Source organism: Candidatus Eisenbacteria bacterium (assembly GCA_016930695.1).
Lineage (GTDB): Bacteria > Orphanbacterota > Orphanbacteria > Orphanbacterales > Orphanbacteraceae > JAFGGD01.
Map to the genome: position 1 here is coordinate 1 of JAFGGD010000060.1, position 19,007 is coordinate 19,007.

Annotated in this window: 9 protein-coding genes, 3 tRNA genes and 1 other RNA gene; 4 read left to right on the forward strand and 9 right to left on the reverse strand. The window is 63.7% G+C overall.

Annotated features, from left to right (window positions below; translation table 11 throughout):
- Nucleotides 1–276: 276 nt before the first annotated feature.
- The 5 genes from ffs to JW958_14620 form a co-directional block, all read right to left on the reverse strand.
- Nucleotides 277–541: signal recognition particle sRNA large type (gene ffs, locus JW958_14600), an RNA gene on the reverse strand.
- 46 nt (nt 542–587) lie between these two features.
- Nucleotides 588–663: transfer RNA gene (locus JW958_14605), tRNA-Ala, on the reverse strand.
- 38 nt (nt 664–701) lie between these two features.
- Nucleotides 702–791 (reverse strand) — tRNA-Ser (locus JW958_14610).
- 39 nt (nt 792–830) lie between these two features.
- Nucleotides 831–920: transfer RNA gene (locus JW958_14615), tRNA-Ser, on the reverse strand.
- A gap of 306 nt (nt 921–1,226) precedes the next feature.
- Nucleotides 1,227–3,404, reverse strand: a complete 2,178-nt coding sequence (locus tag JW958_14620; GenBank protein MBN1827482.1) for a T9SS type A sorting domain-containing protein — start codon at nt 3,402–3,404, stop codon at nt 1,227–1,229.
- A 626-nt stretch (nt 3,405–4,030) separates the two neighbouring features.
- Between JW958_14620 and JW958_14625 the strand changes: the two genes are divergently transcribed.
- The gene (locus JW958_14625) at nt 4,031–5,521 is read left to right on the forward strand and encodes a VCBS repeat-containing protein (GenBank protein MBN1827483.1); all 1,491 of its coding nucleotides are present in this window, start codon (nt 4,031–4,033) and stop codon (nt 5,519–5,521) included.
- Between the two features lie 108 nt (nt 5,522–5,629).
- Here JW958_14625 and JW958_14630 read toward each other — a convergent pair whose 3' ends face one another.
- The 3 genes from JW958_14630 to JW958_14640 are packed head-to-tail and all read right to left on the reverse strand — an operon-like array spanning nt 5,630 to nt 12,839.
- The gene (locus JW958_14630; protein MBN1827484.1) at nt 5,630–10,534 is read right to left on the reverse strand and encodes a DUF11 domain-containing protein; all 4,905 of its coding nucleotides are present in this window, start codon (nt 10,532–10,534) and stop codon (nt 5,630–5,632) included.
- Nucleotides 10,535–10,552: 18 nt separating this feature from the next.
- On the reverse strand, nt 10,553–11,116 hold the full coding sequence (locus JW958_14635) for a hypothetical protein (protein ID MBN1827485.1): 564 nt from the start codon (nt 11,114–11,116) through the stop codon (nt 10,553–10,555).
- Nucleotides 11,117–11,156: 40 nt separating this feature from the next.
- Nucleotides 11,157–12,839, reverse strand: a complete 1,683-nt coding sequence (locus tag JW958_14640) for a PEGA domain-containing protein (GenBank protein MBN1827486.1) — start codon at nt 12,837–12,839, stop codon at nt 11,157–11,159.
- A 385-nt stretch (nt 12,840–13,224) separates the two neighbouring features.
- On the opposite strand from JW958_14640, the gene JW958_14645 reads away from it, so the two are divergent.
- The 3 genes from JW958_14645 (at nt 13,225) to JW958_14655 (ending at nt 18,540) form a co-directional block, all read left to right on the forward strand.
- Nucleotides 13,225–15,075, forward strand: a complete 1,851-nt coding sequence (locus JW958_14645; GenBank protein ID MBN1827487.1) for a hypothetical protein — start codon at nt 13,225–13,227, stop codon at nt 15,073–15,075.
- A 113-nt stretch (nt 15,076–15,188) separates the two neighbouring features.
- A complete protein-coding gene (locus JW958_14650) occupies nt 15,189–16,997 on the forward strand; it encodes a hypothetical protein (GenBank protein MBN1827488.1) in 1,809 nt (602 codons plus the stop codon).
- 7 nt (nt 16,998–17,004) lie between these two features.
- Entirely contained in the window at nt 17,005–18,540 is a 1,536-nt protein-coding gene (locus JW958_14655) for a hypothetical protein (protein MBN1827489.1), read from the forward strand.
- 22 nt (nt 18,541–18,562) lie between these two features.
- Here the strand turns inward: JW958_14655 and JW958_14660 are convergent, their stop codons facing one another.
- Nucleotides 18,563–19,003, reverse strand: a complete 441-nt coding sequence (locus JW958_14660) for a nucleoside deaminase (GenBank protein ID MBN1827490.1) — start codon at nt 19,001–19,003, stop codon at nt 18,563–18,565.
- Nucleotides 19,004–19,007: the final 4 nt, after the last annotated feature.

The window sequence follows — 19,007 nt, forward strand, 5'->3', positions numbered from 1 at the left end:
TCTTTCCCTTTCCGGCGCCGGATCCGATCCGTCCGGCGCGAGGTCTTTCGATCCTCTCCGGTTTCTTTCCCTTTCCGGCGCCGGATCTGATCCGTCCGGCGCGAGGTCTTTCGTCGCGAGGCTTCGGATCGGTAGGCGAGAGGCCGAGTTGGACGAGCCGGTTTCCGGAGATGTAGCCTTAGCTACATTGAGGAAACCGGCGACGGAAACGAGGCCTCGCAGCCGGCGATCCGAAGCCGCAGCAGAAAGACCGAGCGCCGGCCGGATCAAATGAGGCCGTGCACCTTTCTTCGACCCTCACCAACGGAGCGTAAAACGAGAAGACGACTCAGGCCAAGCTCACCCGCGGCGCATGGCTGAGCCCGCTTACCGCTGCTACCTTCCGGTCCTGACGGGGTTCACGCGCCGCCATCGCGCGGGACCCGACCGTCAACGCCGCTTCTCGCTCCCTGCCTCCGCCGAGCCGAGCCTCGGAAAGGAATTCAACCCCGCTATAGCGGATTGCGGGTTCAGGGCACCGCTACCTCCCCGTCTAGCACGACCTTTCGATGGCGTCCGGGCGCGGTTCGTTTCGGGTGAAATGGAGGTGGTGGAGATGAGCGGGATCGAACCGCCGACCTCTGCCTTGCGAAGGCAGCGCTCTCCCAACTGAGCTACATCCCCACCGTTCCGATCGCCCTACGCGCGGCTTATAAAAAAAATGGCGGAGAGAGAGGGATTCGAACCCTCGGTAGAGTTACCCCTACACGTGATTTCCAATCACGCCGATTCAGCCACTCTCGCATCTCTCCGATCGATGTCCGAGACGGCCGTCGCGATTATAACGCATCTGGCGGAGAGAGAGGGATTCGAACCCTCGGAGGGCTTGCACCCTCAACGGTTTTCGAGACCGCCCCGTTCAACCACTCCGGCATCTCTCCGGCGGGCCCCGGTCCCTACGTTGGGATTCCCCCGCCGGCGGGAACCGGAAACCTTGGGAGAGAATACCCGTTCCGACCTCTCCCCGCAAGGCCCTTTTCCCCGGGGCCGGGGCCGCCGCCACGCCCCGAACTCCTTGCGGGACAAGGGAGAGTGGGCGATGAAACCCGGATACTTATTTGCTCTCTCTCCCCCGGCAAACAGGGGGAGAGTGGAGAGGACGGACTCGGAATCGACTGTTTCCGGATTATAGGACGGGCCCGGGGAGATCCCCGGGCCCGCTCGTGTTTCGCCTGTCTGTTCGTCCGTTAACGGAGAAGAACCATCTTGCGGGTCATCTCCACGCCGGGCGCGGTCAGACGGTAGAAGTAAACGCCGGAGGGGACGCTTCTCCCCCGGGCGTTCCGGCCGTCCCAGACGACCTGGTGGCTCCCCGCCGCGGACTGGCCGTCGACCAGCGTCCGGACCAGCCGCCCGGAGACGTCGAAGACCTCGATGGTCGCCGCGCCGCCGCCGGCCGGGACGTCATAGTGAATCGTCGTGATCGGGTTGAAGGGGTTCGGCACGTTCCTTCCGAGACGGAAGGTCGCCGGCGCCTCATCGGTTCCGACCCCGGTGTCGATCTCGTGACGGAGCGCGAATGCGAGATCGATCGACTCCGGATGGTAGGGATGACCGAAGGGGTAGCGCAGTTCGTTCCACGGTCCGAAGTAGGGTTCGATCCCCTGCCCCCAGACCGCGTCGTCGTTCCAGTGCTCGATGGAGGTCTTCCAGCCGAATCTCGCCTCCTGGTCGAGCGGGCGCGCCTGCACGTCGAGCCAGTAGACGACGTTGCTGTCCGGCCGGCCCATCTGATGGAACGCCTCCCCGATCGGAACGAAGAAGCGGTACCTCCAGCAGGTCCAGTCGGCGGGGAAGGAGTACTGAGTCGGCGGATCGAGCCAACCTTCCTCGATCCCCTCCTGATACGGTTCAGCGATGAAGCTTCCCGCCGGGAAGACCATGAACCAGAGGGGCTCGCCCGGCATGCTGTACCCGTTGGGGCTCACCGAATCGGGGATGTCGGAATGGAAGCTGAGCGTGAAATCGACCGCCATCGGATCCACGCCGAAGGGGAGATAGTCGTCCAGCCAGGAACCCCAGATGGTGATCTCCGTGATCCACGCCGGCATCTGGCAGAGGAAGTCGTCCGCCAGGACGTAGGGCTCGGTGGCGTTCACGTCGATGCCCGTGGTGTCCAGATCGGGCATCTGGATCCACTTGTAGTCCACCGGTTCCTCGATCCAGACCTTGTAGTCCTCCACCTCGCCGTCCGAAGCGGCGCCGGTGAAGGGGAGCGGTCCCGCCGTGTTGAAGCGGACCCGCGCGAAGGTCGGCCCGACGATCGCCATGGGCGGCACGAGGAATGGGATCGTCGTGGTGCCGGCGGGAACCCAGACACCGGCGGCGATCTGATCGATCGGCTGCGCCCAGCTTCCGTCGTTCCCGAAGTCGATCCAGGCGTCGATGAAGCCCGGGGCGGACGTGACCACATCGAAGGAAGAGGGCAGCCCCGGCATGAGCAGCGCGTTCCAGAAGACGCCGTCCTCGTCGTCGTTGCCGTCCAGGTCGTCGCCGGTGGCGGTCGCGTCCGGCTGTCCGTCCGTCTCCGGATCGACGCCGGCGCCCAGGAACACGCCGGGGACGATCACGTGATTCGCGCCGTTGCTTGCCGCGTAGGTCGGGTAATTCGGATCGGGGGCGTCGCCCCAATCGAGTTCCTCCTCGGTCGTCGTGGTGATGGCGAAGGCGAGGTCGATCGACTGGCCGGCCATCTCGTGCATCGGCGGGTAGATGAGTTCATACCAGGGACCGAGGAAGGGTTCCATGCCCTGCCCCCAGACCGCGTCGTCGTTCCAGTGGTCCAGGGTGGTCTTCCATCCGAAGAGATACGCGCCCGGCCCGCTGACGATCGCCTGGACGTCGAGCCAGTACACCATCGGTTCCGCCGCATTCCCTTCCTGATAGAAGGCGTCCGCGGGATCGATGAAGAAGTTGTACTGCCAGCAAACATGATCCCCGGGGAAGATGTAGTAATCGGGCGGATCCATCCATCCCTCGTCGATGTTCTCGGCGTAGACGCGGGCGACGTATTCGCCGGGCTGGAACACCCTGTACCAGAGCACCTGGCCGGGCATGCTGTAACCGGTCGGGCTCTCGGACGCCGGAATGTCGGCGTGAATGCTCAGGATGAAGGTCGGCGCCGGATCGACCATGTCCATGTACCACGATCCCCACACATGAATGTCCGTGATCGGACCCGTTTCCATGCAAAGGAAATCGTCGGCCAGGATGTACGGCTCGGTGGCGTTCACGTCGATCCCCATCGGCGAGAGATCCGGCAACTGAACCCATTTGGCCGGCTGGCCGGGATCCCAGTCGGCGCCGGCCGGAACGGCAAGAAGGATCCAGACGGCCACGACGAGGAACGGTAAGAGTCTTCTCATGATCAGTCACCTCTCTCGGTTCGGATACCCCTTGGCCGGCCGGAGAACCGCTTCGCCGGACCGGCCCCGCGCCGAGCGGTTCGCGGAGGAGAGCCCGCCCTCCCGCACAACCCCGCGGCGCCGTGCGACCATTTCTTTTCCGTTCAAGGGTCCCCCCCGCGAGGATCGCCGTCCGGCCGGGGGGACCTTCAACCGATCGAACGCGCGGCGATCCCCGCGAGCCCGGTCGTTTCAAGGCATAGCAAGGCCGAAGTGAGGCAATACGGGGGTAATACCTGCTGAAGATAGGTGCGCGGAGCGAGGTGAGGCACAGGTACCACCAACCCGCTTCGGCAGTATAACAGCTGGAAGGCTAATTGTCAAAGGGTTTTACGGGGTTCGGCCGCCACGGCGGCGGACCGCCCGCCGCGCGAGATCCGGCGACTCCGTGGTAACGCTCCCCTCGCCCCGTTCGAAGCGAACGGACCTCTCCGGGACGGGATCGTGCGCGAGGGGATCGGCGAACCTCCCCGTTTCGGCTCATCGCCCGCCGCTCACGCAATCCTCCGTCTATCCAAACGCCCTCTCCAGGCGGCACGGCGGCGCATTCTCCATAATGGTACGACAGGGAAAGGAGGTCTCCATTCATGAACGGAAAAGAAGCCGCCCGCCTCGGCGCCCGCCTCCCCGCGGGAACGACCGTCATCGCCGCCATTCTCGCCGTCCTCCCCGTGCTTCTCGGTTTTCCCGCGGGGGCGACGGCCGCGATCACCTTCGACGATCACGTGATCGCCTACAATTTCGACGGCGCCTCTTCCATCCACCCGGTCGACCTGGACAAGGACGGCGACATCGACGTGCTCGGCTGCGCCTTCTATGGAGACGAGTTGACCCTCTGGCTCAACCCCGGGACCGGCCCCGACGGCTGGCCGGCGACGGTGATCGACGGCGCTTTCGACGGCGCCCATTACGTCAACACCGGCGACCTGGACGATGACGGGGACCTCGATATCGTCGGGGCGGCCCAACTCGCCGGGGAACTCGCCTGGTGGAGAAACGACGGCGGCGATCCGATTCTTTGGACCCGCATCTCCATCGACAACGCCTACAACGGCGCCCAACAGGTCTATCCGGTGGACATGGACGGCGACCAAGACCTCGACCTGGTCGCCTGCGCCTACCTGATTGACGACGTCTCCTGGTACCGGAACGACGGGGGCGACCCGCCGGTTTGGACCAGGCGGACGATCACCACATCGGCGGACGGCGTCGTCTCCGCCTGGCCGGTCGACCTCGACGACGACGGCGACATCGACGTGCTGAGCGCTTCCTACGACAACGGTCGCGTCCATTGGCACAGGAACGACGGCGACTCGTCGACGACATGGACCAGCCTACTCATCGACGGCGCCTTCGGCGGCGCCCACGAGGTGCGCTCCGCCGATCTGGACGGCGACGGCCTCACCGACGTGCTCGCCGCCGCCTTCTCCCTGTCCGATCTCGCGTGGTGGCGAAACGACGGCGGCGATCCCTCCGGCTGGGTGAAGCAGATCGTCGCCCCCAGCTTCACCGGCGCCAGCTCCATCGCGAGCGCCGACCTGGACGCCGACGGCGACATGGACATTCTGGGAGCGGCGCACACCAAACAGGATATCGCCTGGTGGAGCAACGAGGGGGGCGATCCCCTCACCTGGACCAAGCAGGTGATCGACGGCGAACTCGCCGAGGCGTGGCCCCTCACCGGGGTGGACATGGACGGCGACGGCGATCTGGACGTTCTCGCCGCGGGCCGAGCCGCGGACCGGGTGGTTTGGTACGAGAATCAGACCACGACGGCCGCCCCTTCCGGCGCGCCCGCCCCCCGCGCCCGAATCGACGGCGCCGCCCCCAATCCCTTCAATCCGAGCGTGGAGGTCCGATTCACGTTGGACAGCGCCGGAGAGACCCGCCTCGAGGTGTTCGACGTCGCCGGACGGCGTGTCGCCCTTCTCGCCGGCGGGACATTCCCCGCGGGGAGCCACGCCGCGCGATGGAACGGACGAGACGGCGCGGGACGCCCCGCCCCCTCCGGCGTCTACCTGGTCCGCCTCGCCGCCGGCGCGACCGTCGACTCGGAAAGGATCGTGCTGATCCGGTAACGCGGAACGATTCGCCCCTAAAACGACCGGCCGCCCGATCGATCGACCGGGCGGCCGCTCTCTTTTCTTATACGGGACGTCGAAGAAGTACGACGGCCGCCGCCATCCTCACCGAATCAGCACCATTTTCCGCGTTTCCCGGAACGAGCCGGCCGTGAGTTGGTAGAGGTAGACACCGCTCGCCACGGCGCGCCCCCCGTCGCTTCGGCCCTGCCATGTCACGGCATGATAGCCCGCCTCCATCGGTTCCCCCTCGAGTAGAGAGGCCACCCGGCGTCCCTGCACGCTGTAGACCCGGAGCGTCACCCTTTCCCGCCGTGGAATGCCGAATCGGATCGTCGTGGTCGGGTTGAAGGGATTCGGGAAGTTCGATTCGAGCACGTAGCGCTCCGGCAGGAGCCCCCGGCTCTCGTGTTCCTCATCGACATAGCTCTTCGTGCCGACAATCAAGAGCAATCGGCCGGGATTCTCCTCCGATGCTTTGGAAATCACGTGTCTCGCCGAGCGCCTGAGATCCTGTGAGACTTCGAGGGCCTGATCCACGAGCCAGACATCGTATTCTTCCGGCACCGTCTCGATCCCCTCGAAGCGGATCTCCACCGATTCGCCCGTGTTGGCGCGCACCTCAAACGGCCAGGTCTCCCCCCGGCCGATCCGGGGACGCGCGTCCACGCGGAAGCGCTTCGCCGGCCCGTCCCAATCGCGATGGGGAAAGAACACGGTGATGTATTTACCGATCACCGGCTGCTCCGCCCGGTCGTGGGAATCCCAATCCGCTTTGGAGCCCCCGATCACCACGGCCGCGTTGTCCCGGTCCCGGCGCGACCCCGAACTCGCGAGGATCCGGATCGCGAAATCCGCTGCCGCCGTTTCGATCTTCCCGACGTCCATGCCGGGCCGGCAATCGGGGCAGATGATCAATCGATCGTCCGCGCCGGCGTACACCGCGTATCCCTCGAAGGGGCGAAGCGTGTCGTCGAATGCGCCCCATTCCGTTTCGAATTCTTCGAACTCCAAAGCGCCCCCCGACTCGAGCCGCGCTCGATCGGCGGGGATCGGGAAGTCGAAGGGGCTCCCGACGAAGTTCCATCCCGGCACGAGGTTGATGGAAGACTCTTCGTCGAGGCGAAGAGAAGTACCGCTGCCGGTCGTGAGATGCCTGTTCGTCAGGTTCGTGGCGAACCAAAACGCGCGACCCGGCTCGAAGTCCTCCGTGTTCGGATATTCCACGTACTCCTGGCCGACGGTGAGACCGAACAGACGCCAGCGCGTCGTGTCGGCCTCCCCGAAATCGTCTATTAATACGGCGCCCGGATCGGGGTCCACCAAATCGATGGGCACGGAAACGAGGCGGTAATCCTCCGCATCCGGCCCGCTCGCCTGAACCTTCGGATTCCGAAGATCGGTCACGTTGACTTTCATATGGTGGACGCCGGATTCCCGTATCGCTCCGTCCCCGTCTTCCGCCCGAATGTAAAACGCCAAACCCCGGGCGGTAACCGAGTCGGCCGGAACGGTCCCCTGATACTGCGAACCGGAAACCGGACTCATAACCGCCTCCGACCACTCTGTGCAGCCGCCGAGCCGGTAGCGGATGCAGGCCGATTGGATCCCGCCGTCGTCGGTGATCATGGCCACGACGACCATGGGGTCTCCGGCGTTCGGTGCGGTGGGGGGGCTGAGCGCGATCGACGGCGACGCGTTGACGCTCACCGTGACGCTCGATTGATTGTTCGAGGTCACCGCGTCGGCCAGCCCGCTCCGCGTGATGGTCGCGGTCTGCACGATCGACGAGCGGACGTCGACGGTCGCTTGGATGGTCAAGGTGGCGCCGGCGCCGGAGGAGAGTCCCGATAGATACCAGATGCCGCTCCCGTACGTTCCTATGCTCGGTTCCGCGTCGAGGAAGGTGAGCCCCGAAGGTTTCCCGCAGAGGACCTCGATTCCCGTCGCCTGCCAGGGACCGTTGTTGTCGATCCGCAGAGTGAGGGTGATCGTATCCCGCACGTTCGGCCGGTCTTCGTCCACCTGCAACAGGAGCGCCAGGTCGGCCAGGGAGTCGGAGACGGTGACGCTCGACACGTCGTTCCCCACGTTGGGATCGTGTCGGTCCGAGGAGGCGATCGACGCGGTGTTGATGTGCGAGCCGGAGGATTGGACAAGAGCGCGGACGAGAAGCGTGTCGCGCGCCCCCTCCGCCACGGAACCGACGGTCCAGACCGATCCGTCATACGTTCCGGCGGTCGCCGTGTGGGACAAGAAGGTGATCCCCGCCGGCGGGCCGTCCGCCACGGTAACGCCGGTCGCGCCGCTCGGCCCCTCGTTTTCGAGCGCCACCGTGTAGACCACCGTGTCCCCCACCGCAGGACTCTCGCGGTCCACCGTCTTCGACACGGCCAGGTCCGCCAGGAGCCCGGATACCGAGACGCTGTCCGCGTCGTTCGACGCATCCTCGTCCGTCTGGTTCGACGCGATCACCTCGGCGCGGTTGACGATCGTGCCGGAACGGTCGACGGAAGCCTGGATCGTGAGGGCGAGGCTCACGCCGTTGGAGAGGGCGCCGACGTTCCAGACCCCGCCGGTGTAAGTGGTTCCGCCGGGAGGCCACGAACCGGTCGGAGTGAGTCCGTCGGGGAGTTCGTCCCGAACCTGCACGCCGGTGGCGTGCTCCGGGCCGTGGTTGGTCACGGTCACGGTGTAGGTGACCAGACCACCCACGTCGGGGCTCGCGTCGTCCACGATTTTCACCACCGAAAGATCGGCGATCCCCTGCGGCGTGGCGCTCACCTGGAAGGAGTAGCCGCTCAGGTTTGCCTGCGTGTCGAACGCCTTCAGACGATAGTAATAGGTGTTCCCGTTGACGACGGTCGTGTCCTCGTAGGTGACGGTCGCCTCCTCCGAAGGGGCGATCGTGTCGATCACCGCCGTCGGGCTCGGTGTCGATCCTCGATAGAGAAGATAGCCGGCCAGATCGGATTCGTTGTTGGAATCCCAGGTGAGCGTGACCCGCGCGTTCCCGGCCGCCGCCGAGAGGTCGGTCGGGGAGGACGGCGGCGCGTAGTCGCCGGGAGTCGCGGGCACGTCCTCGGAAAAATCCCCCTCGATGCCGGCGTCGTTCACGGCGGTGACGCGGTAATGGTAGGTGGTGCCGTTCTCCAAGCCGGTGTCCGTGTAGGTCAGTGTGGTGTCGGATCCGGCGCTCACCGATGCGATCTCCGTGGTGGGATTGGAAACGACGCCCCGATAGACGCGGTAGGAAGCGACGGTCTCCCCGGCCGGGTTCGCATCCCAGGTCAGAGTGACCCTCTCGTCCCCACCCTCCGCCGTGAGACCCTCCGGAGAGGAGGGCCGGGGCCCCGGCGTGGCGAAAACCTGCGCCGAGTAACCGCTCAGCAGATCTTCCGAGTCGTGCGCTTTCAGGCGGTAGTAATACTTGGTCCCCACCGTGACCGCCTCGTCGACATACTCCGTCGTTCCGGCCGCGACGGAGGCGATCTGCGTCGTCGGGTTCGCGCCCGTCCCCCGAAAGATCCGGTACTCGTCGAGGTCCGGTTCGCAGTTCTCATGCCAGGAGAGAGTCACGAAGTCCGAATCTCCCGTTGCCGAGATCCCGGTAGGCGCGGCGGGAGGACCTTCGGGCGGACAGATGATCCACCCACACGCTTCCGGACCTCCATAAGCGCCCATATCATTGCGTTCCGTTCCATAGGAAGGAGGGAAGCAAAGATCGTCGTAGTCGGGATGGGGGTTCCCGGCGTCCACGCAGGGGGAGGATTCCTTGATCCGGAGGTCGGTCAAGCTCGTGAAGTCGGGGAGGGAGTCGATGTTCCCCTCTCCGGAGTGGTCCCCCTCCACGAGGCTATAGGTGACCGTGGCCGTGCCGACGATCTCGTATTCGTCGTGGTTGTAAACGATCGAGTTGGTGACCTTCAACGGACCATCCGCTCTTCGGAGACCCTCGTCATCGTTGTAGGCGATTGTGCAGTTGACGAGTTCGGCGCTCCCGGATTCCAGATAGACGCCGGAGCCTCGTTCGTAGGGATTGTTTGCGGATGCCACGGTGGTCGCATTATTGGAGATTACGCAGGCAACCGCCAGCAATGTTCCGTTGTAAACATGGATGCCCCCTCCATAGCCATAAGCGTATTCAACATGTTCATACCATGCATCGTGGAATTCTGATTCTCTCGCCCACGCTTTGTTTCCCTTGATCTCGCAATTCTCCAAAGTCAGTATGCCGCCTGCGTAGATACCACCTCCCCGACCGTATGCGGAGCATCCACCTGTATTACAATTTCCATTGGCGCGGTTGTTGGAGACCTGGCATCTCTTCAAAAACACTCCACCCGACCCCGAAACGTGAAGACCCCCTCCATTGGAACTGTTCATCGTCGTGGAATCACTCGCGGTATTCCCGGTAATCACGCAGTCCTGCATAAAGAGGGAGCCGGTCTCCATATTCGCCCGTATCCCTCCGGCGTTTCCCGTCGACCGGTTGCTCGCGATCACGCAGTTCTCGAAACGGAGTTCGCCCTCCTCCGCGTCCATCGTCACGGAGAGACCTCCCCCCTCGTCCGCCGTGTTGTCGGAGATCCCGCAGTGATCAATGAAGATGGGGCTGTTGGTGATCCGCAGACCGCTGCCGGAGGAGTGTTGGATCAGGCAGTAGCTCATCCGCGTGGAGGGATCGACGCTCTCCAGGTGGATTCCCCCCCACACGGAATCGGGATGAACGGCCTGGAAATAGATTGAGTCGGTGTCCGCCCCGATCGCCGTCAGCATATGGGTGACGGTGAATTCGTAATCGCCGTCGAAAACGACGCGCACGCCCGACTGGATCGTCAGCGTCCCGACGGAAACGTTGCCTTGCACCAAATAGGGCGATCCCGCTTTCGTCCATGTTTCATTGTTGATCGTGCCGCCCGGCACGATCGTATCGCTCCAAGCCCCACCCGCGTTCAGGAAGGCGAGAGCGATGAGAAACGTTCCGATGGAAAGCGTGTTCTTTCTCATGGTTCCTCTCCTTCCTCTCTACTCGGGGAGTCCCGGGGGGCGGGAAATGGGATCGAGAGTGGTCGGGTTTTCCTCCCCTCCTCCCCCTCCCCCGGACGCGATACCGATGGCGATGCCGGCGATCACCGCTCCGCCCGCGGCGTACATCCACTTGCGGGAGCCGCCCTCCCCCGGGCCCTTCTCTTCTTTCGCGATGATCTCCCTCGTCTCCTCGACCAATCGGACATAGGTGGGCGGGTCGTTTTCCAGATCCGGCTGGTAGTCCGGGACCAGACGAAGGAGGTTGGCCACCGCCTCGCGCGCCTCGTCCCGGTAGGTCTTGCCGAGATAGCTCAACCCCAGAAGGCGAAGCGCCGCCTCCTGTTCCGACTGGGCGAGATCCGGCTTTTCGAGATAATCCTTGAGGATCAGGATCGCCTCGTCGAAGTTGCCTTCCGAGTAGACCTTGTCCGCGCGCCGCAGCTCCGGCACGGCCAGTTCCGTTTGCGCATAGAGGACCGACGCCGCGACCAGGAGAGCGAGCAGCGCGAGGAACGATCGAGAACCGCGCGCTCCGCCTTCACCGTTCCGCACAAAACACATGGGGGGAAACCTCCTTTGAGGGAACGAGCGGCGCTCCGCATCAGGGCGCCGCATGCAACGTAAAATGAAACGGCTGGGGACGATCCTCTTCCAGCGTAAGGCTCACGGGATCGTCGACCGTCGTGTACCCCTCCTTCTTCACCAGGATCGTGTGCTCTCCCGGGCGGAGATGAAGATCGCTCGGCGTGTAGATCCCGGAGAACTCTCCGTCTATCCAGATCTCCGCGTAGAGCGGCTCCGACAGGACCTTGATTTGAAACTTGGGTGTGAAGTCGAAAACAATGGTCGTGTCCGCCGCGCCGAGTCGAACCTCCTTGGTCCAACGACCGAAAGTGGGGTGCGCCGCCGTGATCGTGTGGGACCCGAAAGGAAGGTCGGCGCTGCAGGGCCGGTTTCCGTCCTCCGCCTTCCGCTCGCCGTCCACCCAGATCTCTCCGGAGGGGATCACTTGCACCGTGAGGTCGCAGAACGCTTCATTCAGGATTCCGCGGACCCGGCCCTCGGCGCGCGCCTCCACGGACGCGGTCCGCCGGTCTTCGATATAACCCGCTTTTCGAAAGATGATGGAATGCTCGCCTGGAGGAAGGCTGTCGATCGTCACCGGCGTCACTCCCGCTCGGCGGCCGGCGATCCACACCTCGGCGCCGGAGGGCTCGGAGGTGGCGCGGAGCTGTCCGGTGATCTTCAGCAACCGCGCGTTGAAAGAGGAATTGCGCTCTCCGCGGATCTCGACGTCCTTGGGGAACTCCTCGAAGCCCTCGGCTTTCACGACGACACGGTAGCTTCCGGCGGGGAGCCTGTGGTTGCGCAAAGGAGTCGTACCGATCCGGCTCCCGCCGATCCAAATCGCCGCGTCCGGAGGAGTCGATAGTACCGACAGAGTGCCGAAATCGACCGCTTGATTCTCGGCGGTCTCGCGGGGGACCGGCGCGTCTTCCCCCAGAGGGAGAGAGAGAACGACCCGCTCTCCCGCACCGATCGAAACGACCGTGTCCTGTGACGTATATCCCTCTTTGCGGAACTCCAATGTATAGAGTCCGGGCTCGCAGTCGAGACGGACGAGCGGGGTGACCCCGGCGGAGTCTCCGTTCAGGAACACCGCCGCTCCGGAGGGAATGGAGTGGAGCGAAAACACGCCGGTTCGTGGAGCCGCGCCCCCGCTCCGGCCGTCCGCCGCTTGACTCTCACGATACTGAATCCAGAGAAAAACGAGGGCGGCGAGGGCGGCCGCGACCGGCAGCGTGAACAGAAGAGCCTTCCGCCGCTGTTTTCTACGGCGCGCGCTCAGGAGTCTGTGCCGGGAATCCTCCAGAACGCCCGAACCGGAGATCAGGCCCCGGATCGTGTCGGCGAGATAATCGATCTCCATGCCCGACGGCTTGGGATCCCCGTCCAACCACTGGCTTGTCCGGAGGAAGTACTTCAGGCGCGGAGCGAGCGTCGTTTTCTCGATCTGGAACAGGACGATTTTCATGTTCCCGTCCGCCGCTCCCGCGATCTCCCGGTAGACATCGTCCGATGCGTTCGAAAGGGGGGAGAAAACCACGACCATGACTTTGCATTCCCGGAGAGCGCCCTCGATCGCCTCGCCCCAATCCGTGCCGGGAGTCACGTCCCGCGGAGCGACCCAACAGCCGATTCCCTTCGCCTCGAGACCACGGCAGATGGCGTTCGCCGTCGCGGCGTCCTCCTTGGCGTGACTGAGGAACACCATGTGCTTCATAGGATTGTCTCCGATCTCCCGCGAAAAGCAGGACCGGAAGGCCTCGGAGAGGTTCGAAGGTGGCCGGAGGGAAATCGTCGAAGACAAGAAATGCCGCGGTGGCGCGGAAGGGATCTGTGCCGGGAGATCTTCATAAGTGCTTTTCAACCGTGCCGGTTTTTCCCCGAAAGGAAGCGTTCACGCGCACTTCGAGAATCGCTCTGGTTTGTATGCTCTTTTATAGTACACGATCCAACCACGGGGAATGCCACAGAAAAAGAAGAATGGCCGGAAGAGATGCGGGCCTTCAGCCCGAGGTTGCTGTCCCCGTGGTTCGGCTGCTATGATCCGCCCGATGGTCATCACTTGGGGACTATCTTCTCGAAGCGAAGTGAATGGAACGAGAATGAACCATACTCCCCCCGCTCTTCCCCGCCGGGTCCGCAAGACCGTTCGCGTCGGCGTGACCGGACACAGGGGACTCTCCTCCACGGACAGAGCAGAGATCAAAGTCCGTACCTTTGAAATCCTGCGCAGAATCCGGAAGGCCGTCGAAGGGTGCGACCCCCTTCCCGGGTGCCCGGAGCTTTTCGAAAAGGAGATCCTGGCTACGGTTGTCTCTCCCCTTGCCGATGGGGCCGACCAGATCGTGGCGGAGATCGCTCTCGATTTGGGATACGAACTCCAATCGCCTTTGCCTTTTCCGGCGGACGAGTACCGGAAGGACTTCGACGCGAGTCCCGAGGCGCTCGCCCGGTTCCGGTCTCTCATCGCGCGCGCGACGGCCGTTCTCGAACTTTGCGGAACGCGCGAGAACGCAGGCGCCGCCTACGAAGCGGTGGGACGAGTCGTGTTGGAACACGCGGACATCCTTCTCGCGGTTTGGGACGGCGGCGATCCGGAGGGAGTGGGCGGAACCGGGCAGATCGTTCGAGAAGCGCTCGCGGCACGAATCCCGGTCATCGTGGTCAGTCCCGACGATCCCGGCGTATTTCATCTCCGAATCTCCACTCGCGCGAACGAGGTGACCGAATGCCCGCCGGGAGAATTGGAGGAGCGGCTTCTCGACATCCTCTTTCCCGCACGGGACGGGGGATCGAGCAGCGCGTATCCCGAGGAGCATTACAGGAAGCAACAGAAGGAATACGCCTCTTTCTGCGCCGAGAAAGAGATCGGGAAGCGCTGGGGACGGCGTTTAATCATCGGACGCGCCTGGGGAGCCGCTTGGGGGCGTTTCACGGCTCCTTTCCGCGAAGGGGTCTGGCGGGAACCGGAACCGGCCGTTCTTCCCGACCAGCCCCAGAACAAGAGGGGCGACATCGATCGTTACCGGGCGTTTCTCGCCGGCCACTACTCATGGGCGAGCCGTCTCGCCATCCACTACGCCGATCTTTATCGAAGTTCCTTTCTCATGAACTATCTTCTCGGCGCCGCGGCGGTGACTCTGGTGCTTCTGGCCAACTTCATTCACTCCCACGAGGTTCTCTTTCTTCTTCTCGAACTCGTCTGCATCGCGACGATTTTGCTCGTTCAGCGCGTGGGGCGTCGCCGGCGTTGGCATCTGAAGGCGGTGGACTACCGCATTCTCGCGGAGCTTTTCAGGCAGATGCGCTACCTTGGTCCCCTCGCCACCAGCATTCCGTTTACACGGCTCCCCGCGCACGCGAGAATACAGGGCGATCTCACGGGGACTTGGATGAACTGGCATTTCCGGTCGGTGCTTCGAGAGGCCGGCATGGTATCCGTTTCCCTCACGAGCGACTACCGCCGGGCCTGTCGGGAAATGCTCTATCGGGAGTGGCTCGAACCGCAGAAGCTCTACCACTCGAGCATACGGAAAAACCACGAGCGATTGCGCGCCTGCCTCGAACGGGGAGGAGCGGCCCTTTTCCTCGTCACTCTGGTCGCCTGTGTCTTTCATCTGATCGCCCATCCCGTCTCCCGCGCGCTTCACGTCGAGCTATATCGGTTTCTTCTTCCGCTGCTCACGATTCTCGCGGCGAGTCTTCCCGCGTGGGCCGCGGCGTTTCACGGCATCGAAAGCCAGGGAGAACTGGAACGTCTTACCGGCCGTTCCGAATCGATGGAGTACCGCCTCGAGGAACTGCTGAACGGCTTTCCCCCGCCGGGCGAGGGGGACGAGGCTCCCTCTTATGCGGATTTGCTGCAATGGGCGCGGGAAGCGGCGGAAGAGATGTTGCAGGAAGTAATCGATTGGCGCGTGTTCTACAGAGCTCACGGAATTCCAACGGCGTAAGAGGGGATCTTACTTGCAGTAGGCTTCAGGCGACATCATCTCAGCACTCCCGCACAGTGAGCCTATAAATATTACGTAATGGCGTGTTCCATCAACCCCGAGGAGGAAGTGACATGCTCACCCGGAAGTATCGCCACGCATGGACCATCCTGTTCGTTCTGCCTCTTGCCCTGTTCCTCTTCGGATGCGGAGGGGGCACGGATCCCGAAGAGAACGACGATCACGATTACGGATGCACGCCCGAAGCCGATTCGATACTCGTCTTGGCGAACGCCGAGTTGGAGAGCGTGCTCTACGAACAGTTCAACCGCGCGGGCGAGATCGAACACCCCTCGGAAGTCGATTTCACCAACGCCTACGATCTATACATGGACGCGTTGGTCGCGGCACCGGACTGCCCGACGGCCAATTTCGGCGCGGCCGTGACGAGCCTTCTCCTCCTGAGCACCGACGCCGCGGTCGGTGACGCCTTCGACGAATGGCAGGACTACCTGGACGAGAACATCCCCTTCAGCGTGGAGAGCACCGGGAAGCGCCCCCTCGGCATTCCGATCACCCTCTCCTCGGGACGCGACGCCCTCTCCCTCCCCTTCGACGTGGTGCCCCTGACCTCTCTCGCGATCGCCCGGCGGACGATGAAGGCGATGGAAGACAGCGTTCCCGGCATCGCGGACGTGCAGGATCTCCTCGAGACGACGGTTCTCCCGCAGGTGGAGGATGCCATCGGTTACCTGGACGAGGTGGCCTCCGAACGGGATTTTCAGTTCATCGTGTCCGGCAAAATGCAAGGAGACCAGGAGGAAGAGAACGCCGAGATCGACAGAACGGATGTGCTCGCGCTCCGTTCCGGTTGCCATCTTCTCGCGGCGGCGATTCGGGTGGCCGCCGCCTACAACCTCGAATTAGACGCCTACGACAGCCTCACTCTCCACCAGGCGATCCAACCGGGAAGCGGTTGGCTCACTCTGAAAAACGGCGGCGCCGCCAAGATGCAGGACGCGTACGACCGCCTCTTCGACTCGGTGGACGATCTCGATTCCGCGATCGTATCCCTGCTCGCGGAAGAGGACGATCAGAGGGACGATATCATCAAGATCGGTCCGGATAATTACAGTTACCGCGAGGACATCGAGATCGAAAGGTCCGACGTCGACTCGATTCGCTACAATCTGGAGAACTTCCGGAACGCCATGCGAAACGGGTACGTTCGCACGGATGACTGGGATAGCGACAGCGCCACCGCGGATGAGCCGCTGACGCTCCACTTCGAGCCGATCTTCACCAGCCCCGTGCAGGACTGGAAGGCGCTTCTACCGGCCTACACGGGAACGATCGTGCGCTGGCCCTGGGAAACGCATGATACCGATTACAACGAAAACACCACGACCACGGTAATCGTCCCCTCGTCCGGAAACTACGGCGCCTATGTCAACCTGGCCATCCATCGGGGCGACGCGGAATACGAAATCGATGGCTACGGTACTTCGTTTATTGCTCAAGCTTTGCAGGACATCCTCGCGGATGAACTGACCCAGGTCCAGGCCGAGCCGAGCTGGGCGGGCTATTTCTATGGGTACGCGAGTTACTACGGTGACCTCGCCGCGGGATCCCGGCCTATCCAAGTCAGCATGAACATCTATTACGATTACGCCGATTCGTGGGTCTACATTCCGGTTATCACCTGGGAGGCCGAGACCTTCGACGAATGGTCGTGGCCCGACCCGACGATGAACGGTCTTCTTCCCGATATGACTTCCACCGAAGATCTCTGGGACATCTTCGGCATCACCGAGAGCCGGTGGGAACGCCGGTGGGATCTGGACTGGACCGAGGGGAATTGGGACTGGGATCTGGAAGAGTGGCTCGACAATGGAGGCGCAGGCAGCAGCGGCCCGACACCTCCGGCTGGTTGGGAGCAATAGGCGGGCGATGCCTATTCCCGTTAAATGGGCGAAGGCACGCGCCACGGCCTTGATCGGAGTCGCCCTTTTTCTCATGGACGGAGCGGCGCACGCGGACACGGACGGCCTCGTCCTCGACCTTCTTCAGCCGGGGAGTCGATCCGCGATCGGTTTGGGCGGCGATCCGTTTCTGTCTCCGGTGAGCGACGGGACCGGTTGGTGGGGAGACTTCGTCTCTCTCCCCGGAACGGCCGTCTCATTCGACGCCGCCTTCGGGAAACCGATCACCGATGATCTGACGGGAAATTGGGGGGCTCTATCCCACGAGGAGTACGCGACTCATTGGGCGGACGAGACGACTCTCGACGCGCTCCGCGTGCGATTCGCCGGCCGGATCGTCCGCCCTCGATCGACCGGAGCGTGGGACGGCTCCTCGGGAGAACTCCGGCTCGAGGACCGGACCGCGCGCGCGGAAGGAGGCGTGCGAATCTCCGCTCTCGATCGCCGCGTCGCCTTCCAGGCAACCGTTCCTCTCTGGCGGCAGGACGACGACCTGCCGGCGCCGGCGGGCCGTGTCGGACTCCGATACCGGCCCGTTTCCGGGGTCGTCTTTCAAGTGGAAACGGGGCGAAGCGCGAAACTGCAGGTCTTTTCGTTCGATCTGGAGGGCGAGCCGGGAAGCGCCTCTTTGAACACGTGGTCCGATGACTTCAAGCTGATGAGCCGGATCGATCTCCCCTCCGGCCTTCATGTCGCCGCCGGTTTGACCGACGCCGGCTATGACTCGATCGAACCCGTCCGCACGATTCCCCAATACCAGCTGATGCCGATCGGGAGCGCCGACCTGTACCAGGCGGAATGCGGGTGGAGCGGGAAAAGAGGGGCGGGGTTCCTTCTCCGCTGGACGAAATACGAGGCGGACCTCGGCGGAGAGGCGTATTGGTCGTACGAGCGTTTCGGCACGCTCACCTACGCGGACATCGATCTCGAGTCGTATCTCCTCGCGTTCGAGTCGCGCGGGGATCGCTATCGATGGCTTTTCGACACCGAACGGGTGAGGGCGAGCGGCAAGGCTCGGGCGAAGGTGGAATTCTGGCCCTTCACCGAAACGTTGATCGATCTCCTCGGCATCAGAAGGACCTGCAAGGCCGCCGGCGAGGTAGAGTGGTACCGCGTTCACGCCGGTTTCGAGAGTCCTCCCGGCGGGATGCTCCGCTACAGAACGGGCGCGACATGGTACGACATCTATACGGACTTCTTCGTCGAGTCCTGGCGCCCCACATTTCTGGTGTTCGGTAAAAGCGATTACCAATCGGACGCTTTAAACCTGGATCGCCTCCAGCTCGCCGCGATCTCCCTGGGCGCGGATCTTGTCTTGGGTGCGTTTACGGCTCGAATCGACCTGCAGCAGTTCGTTTATGCCCATACTTATAAAAGCGACAAGAATACCGGAGGGGACGAGGGAGGAGAAGAGGAGGGGCCGGCGGAAACGGGGGCATCGAAAGACGAGGAGTCCTGGACGGACGGCGGACGGATCCGCCTCTCCCTCGCCCGAAGATTCTAAGGAATCGGCGATCCAGGGGGGACTATTCCTCCTTCTTCCGCATCTTCCGGAAAAACCGCTCCAGGAGGGCGGCGCACTCCGCCTCGCGGACGCCGTGGAGGACGTGGACGCGGTGGTTGAGGCGGGGGTCGGTCGGGACCGAGGCGAGGCTGACGCAGGCGCCCGCCTTGGGGTCGAGTGCGCCGAAGACGAGGTTCTCGATCCGCGCCAGCACGATCGCGCCGGCGCACATGAAGCAGGGCTCCAGGGTGACGTAGAGGGTCGCCCCCTCGAGACGGCGTGAGCCGAGCGCCTCCGCGGCGGCGCCGATGGCGAGGATCTCGGCGTGGGCGGTCGGGTCGCGGGTCGCCTCGGTCCGGTTGTGGCCGCGACCGATGAGCCGCCCCTCATGCACGATCACCGCGCCGACCGGGACCTCGTCCTCCTCCGACGCCTTCTCCGCCTCTCGGATGGCGGCGTCCATCCAG

Coding starts and splice junctions, on each gene's coding strand:
- JW958_14620 (MBN1827482.1), bottom strand. CDS start 3,404: ATGAGAAGACTCTTACCGTTCCTCGTCGTGGCCGTCTGGATCCTTCTT.
- JW958_14625 (MBN1827483.1), top strand. CDS start 4,031: ATGAACGGAAAAGAAGCCGCCCGCCTCGGCGCCCGCCTCCCCGCGGGA.
- JW958_14630 (MBN1827484.1), bottom strand. CDS start 10,534: ATGAGAAAGAACACGCTTTCCATCGGAACGTTTCTCATCGCTCTCGCC.
- JW958_14635 (MBN1827485.1), bottom strand. CDS start 11,116: ATGTGTTTTGTGCGGAACGGTGAAGGCGGAGCGCGCGGTTCTCGATCG.
- JW958_14640 (MBN1827486.1), bottom strand. CDS start 12,839: ATGAAGCACATGGTGTTCCTCAGTCACGCCAAGGAGGACGCCGCGACG.
- JW958_14645 (MBN1827487.1), top strand. CDS start 13,225: ATGAACCATACTCCCCCCGCTCTTCCCCGCCGGGTCCGCAAGACCGTT.
- JW958_14650 (MBN1827488.1), top strand. CDS start 15,189: ATGCTCACCCGGAAGTATCGCCACGCATGGACCATCCTGTTCGTTCTG.
- JW958_14655 (MBN1827489.1), top strand. CDS start 17,005: ATGCCTATTCCCGTTAAATGGGCGAAGGCACGCGCCACGGCCTTGATC.
- JW958_14660 (MBN1827490.1), bottom strand. CDS start 19,003: ATGGACGCCGCCATCCGAGAGGCGGAGAAGGCGTCGGAGGAGGACGAG.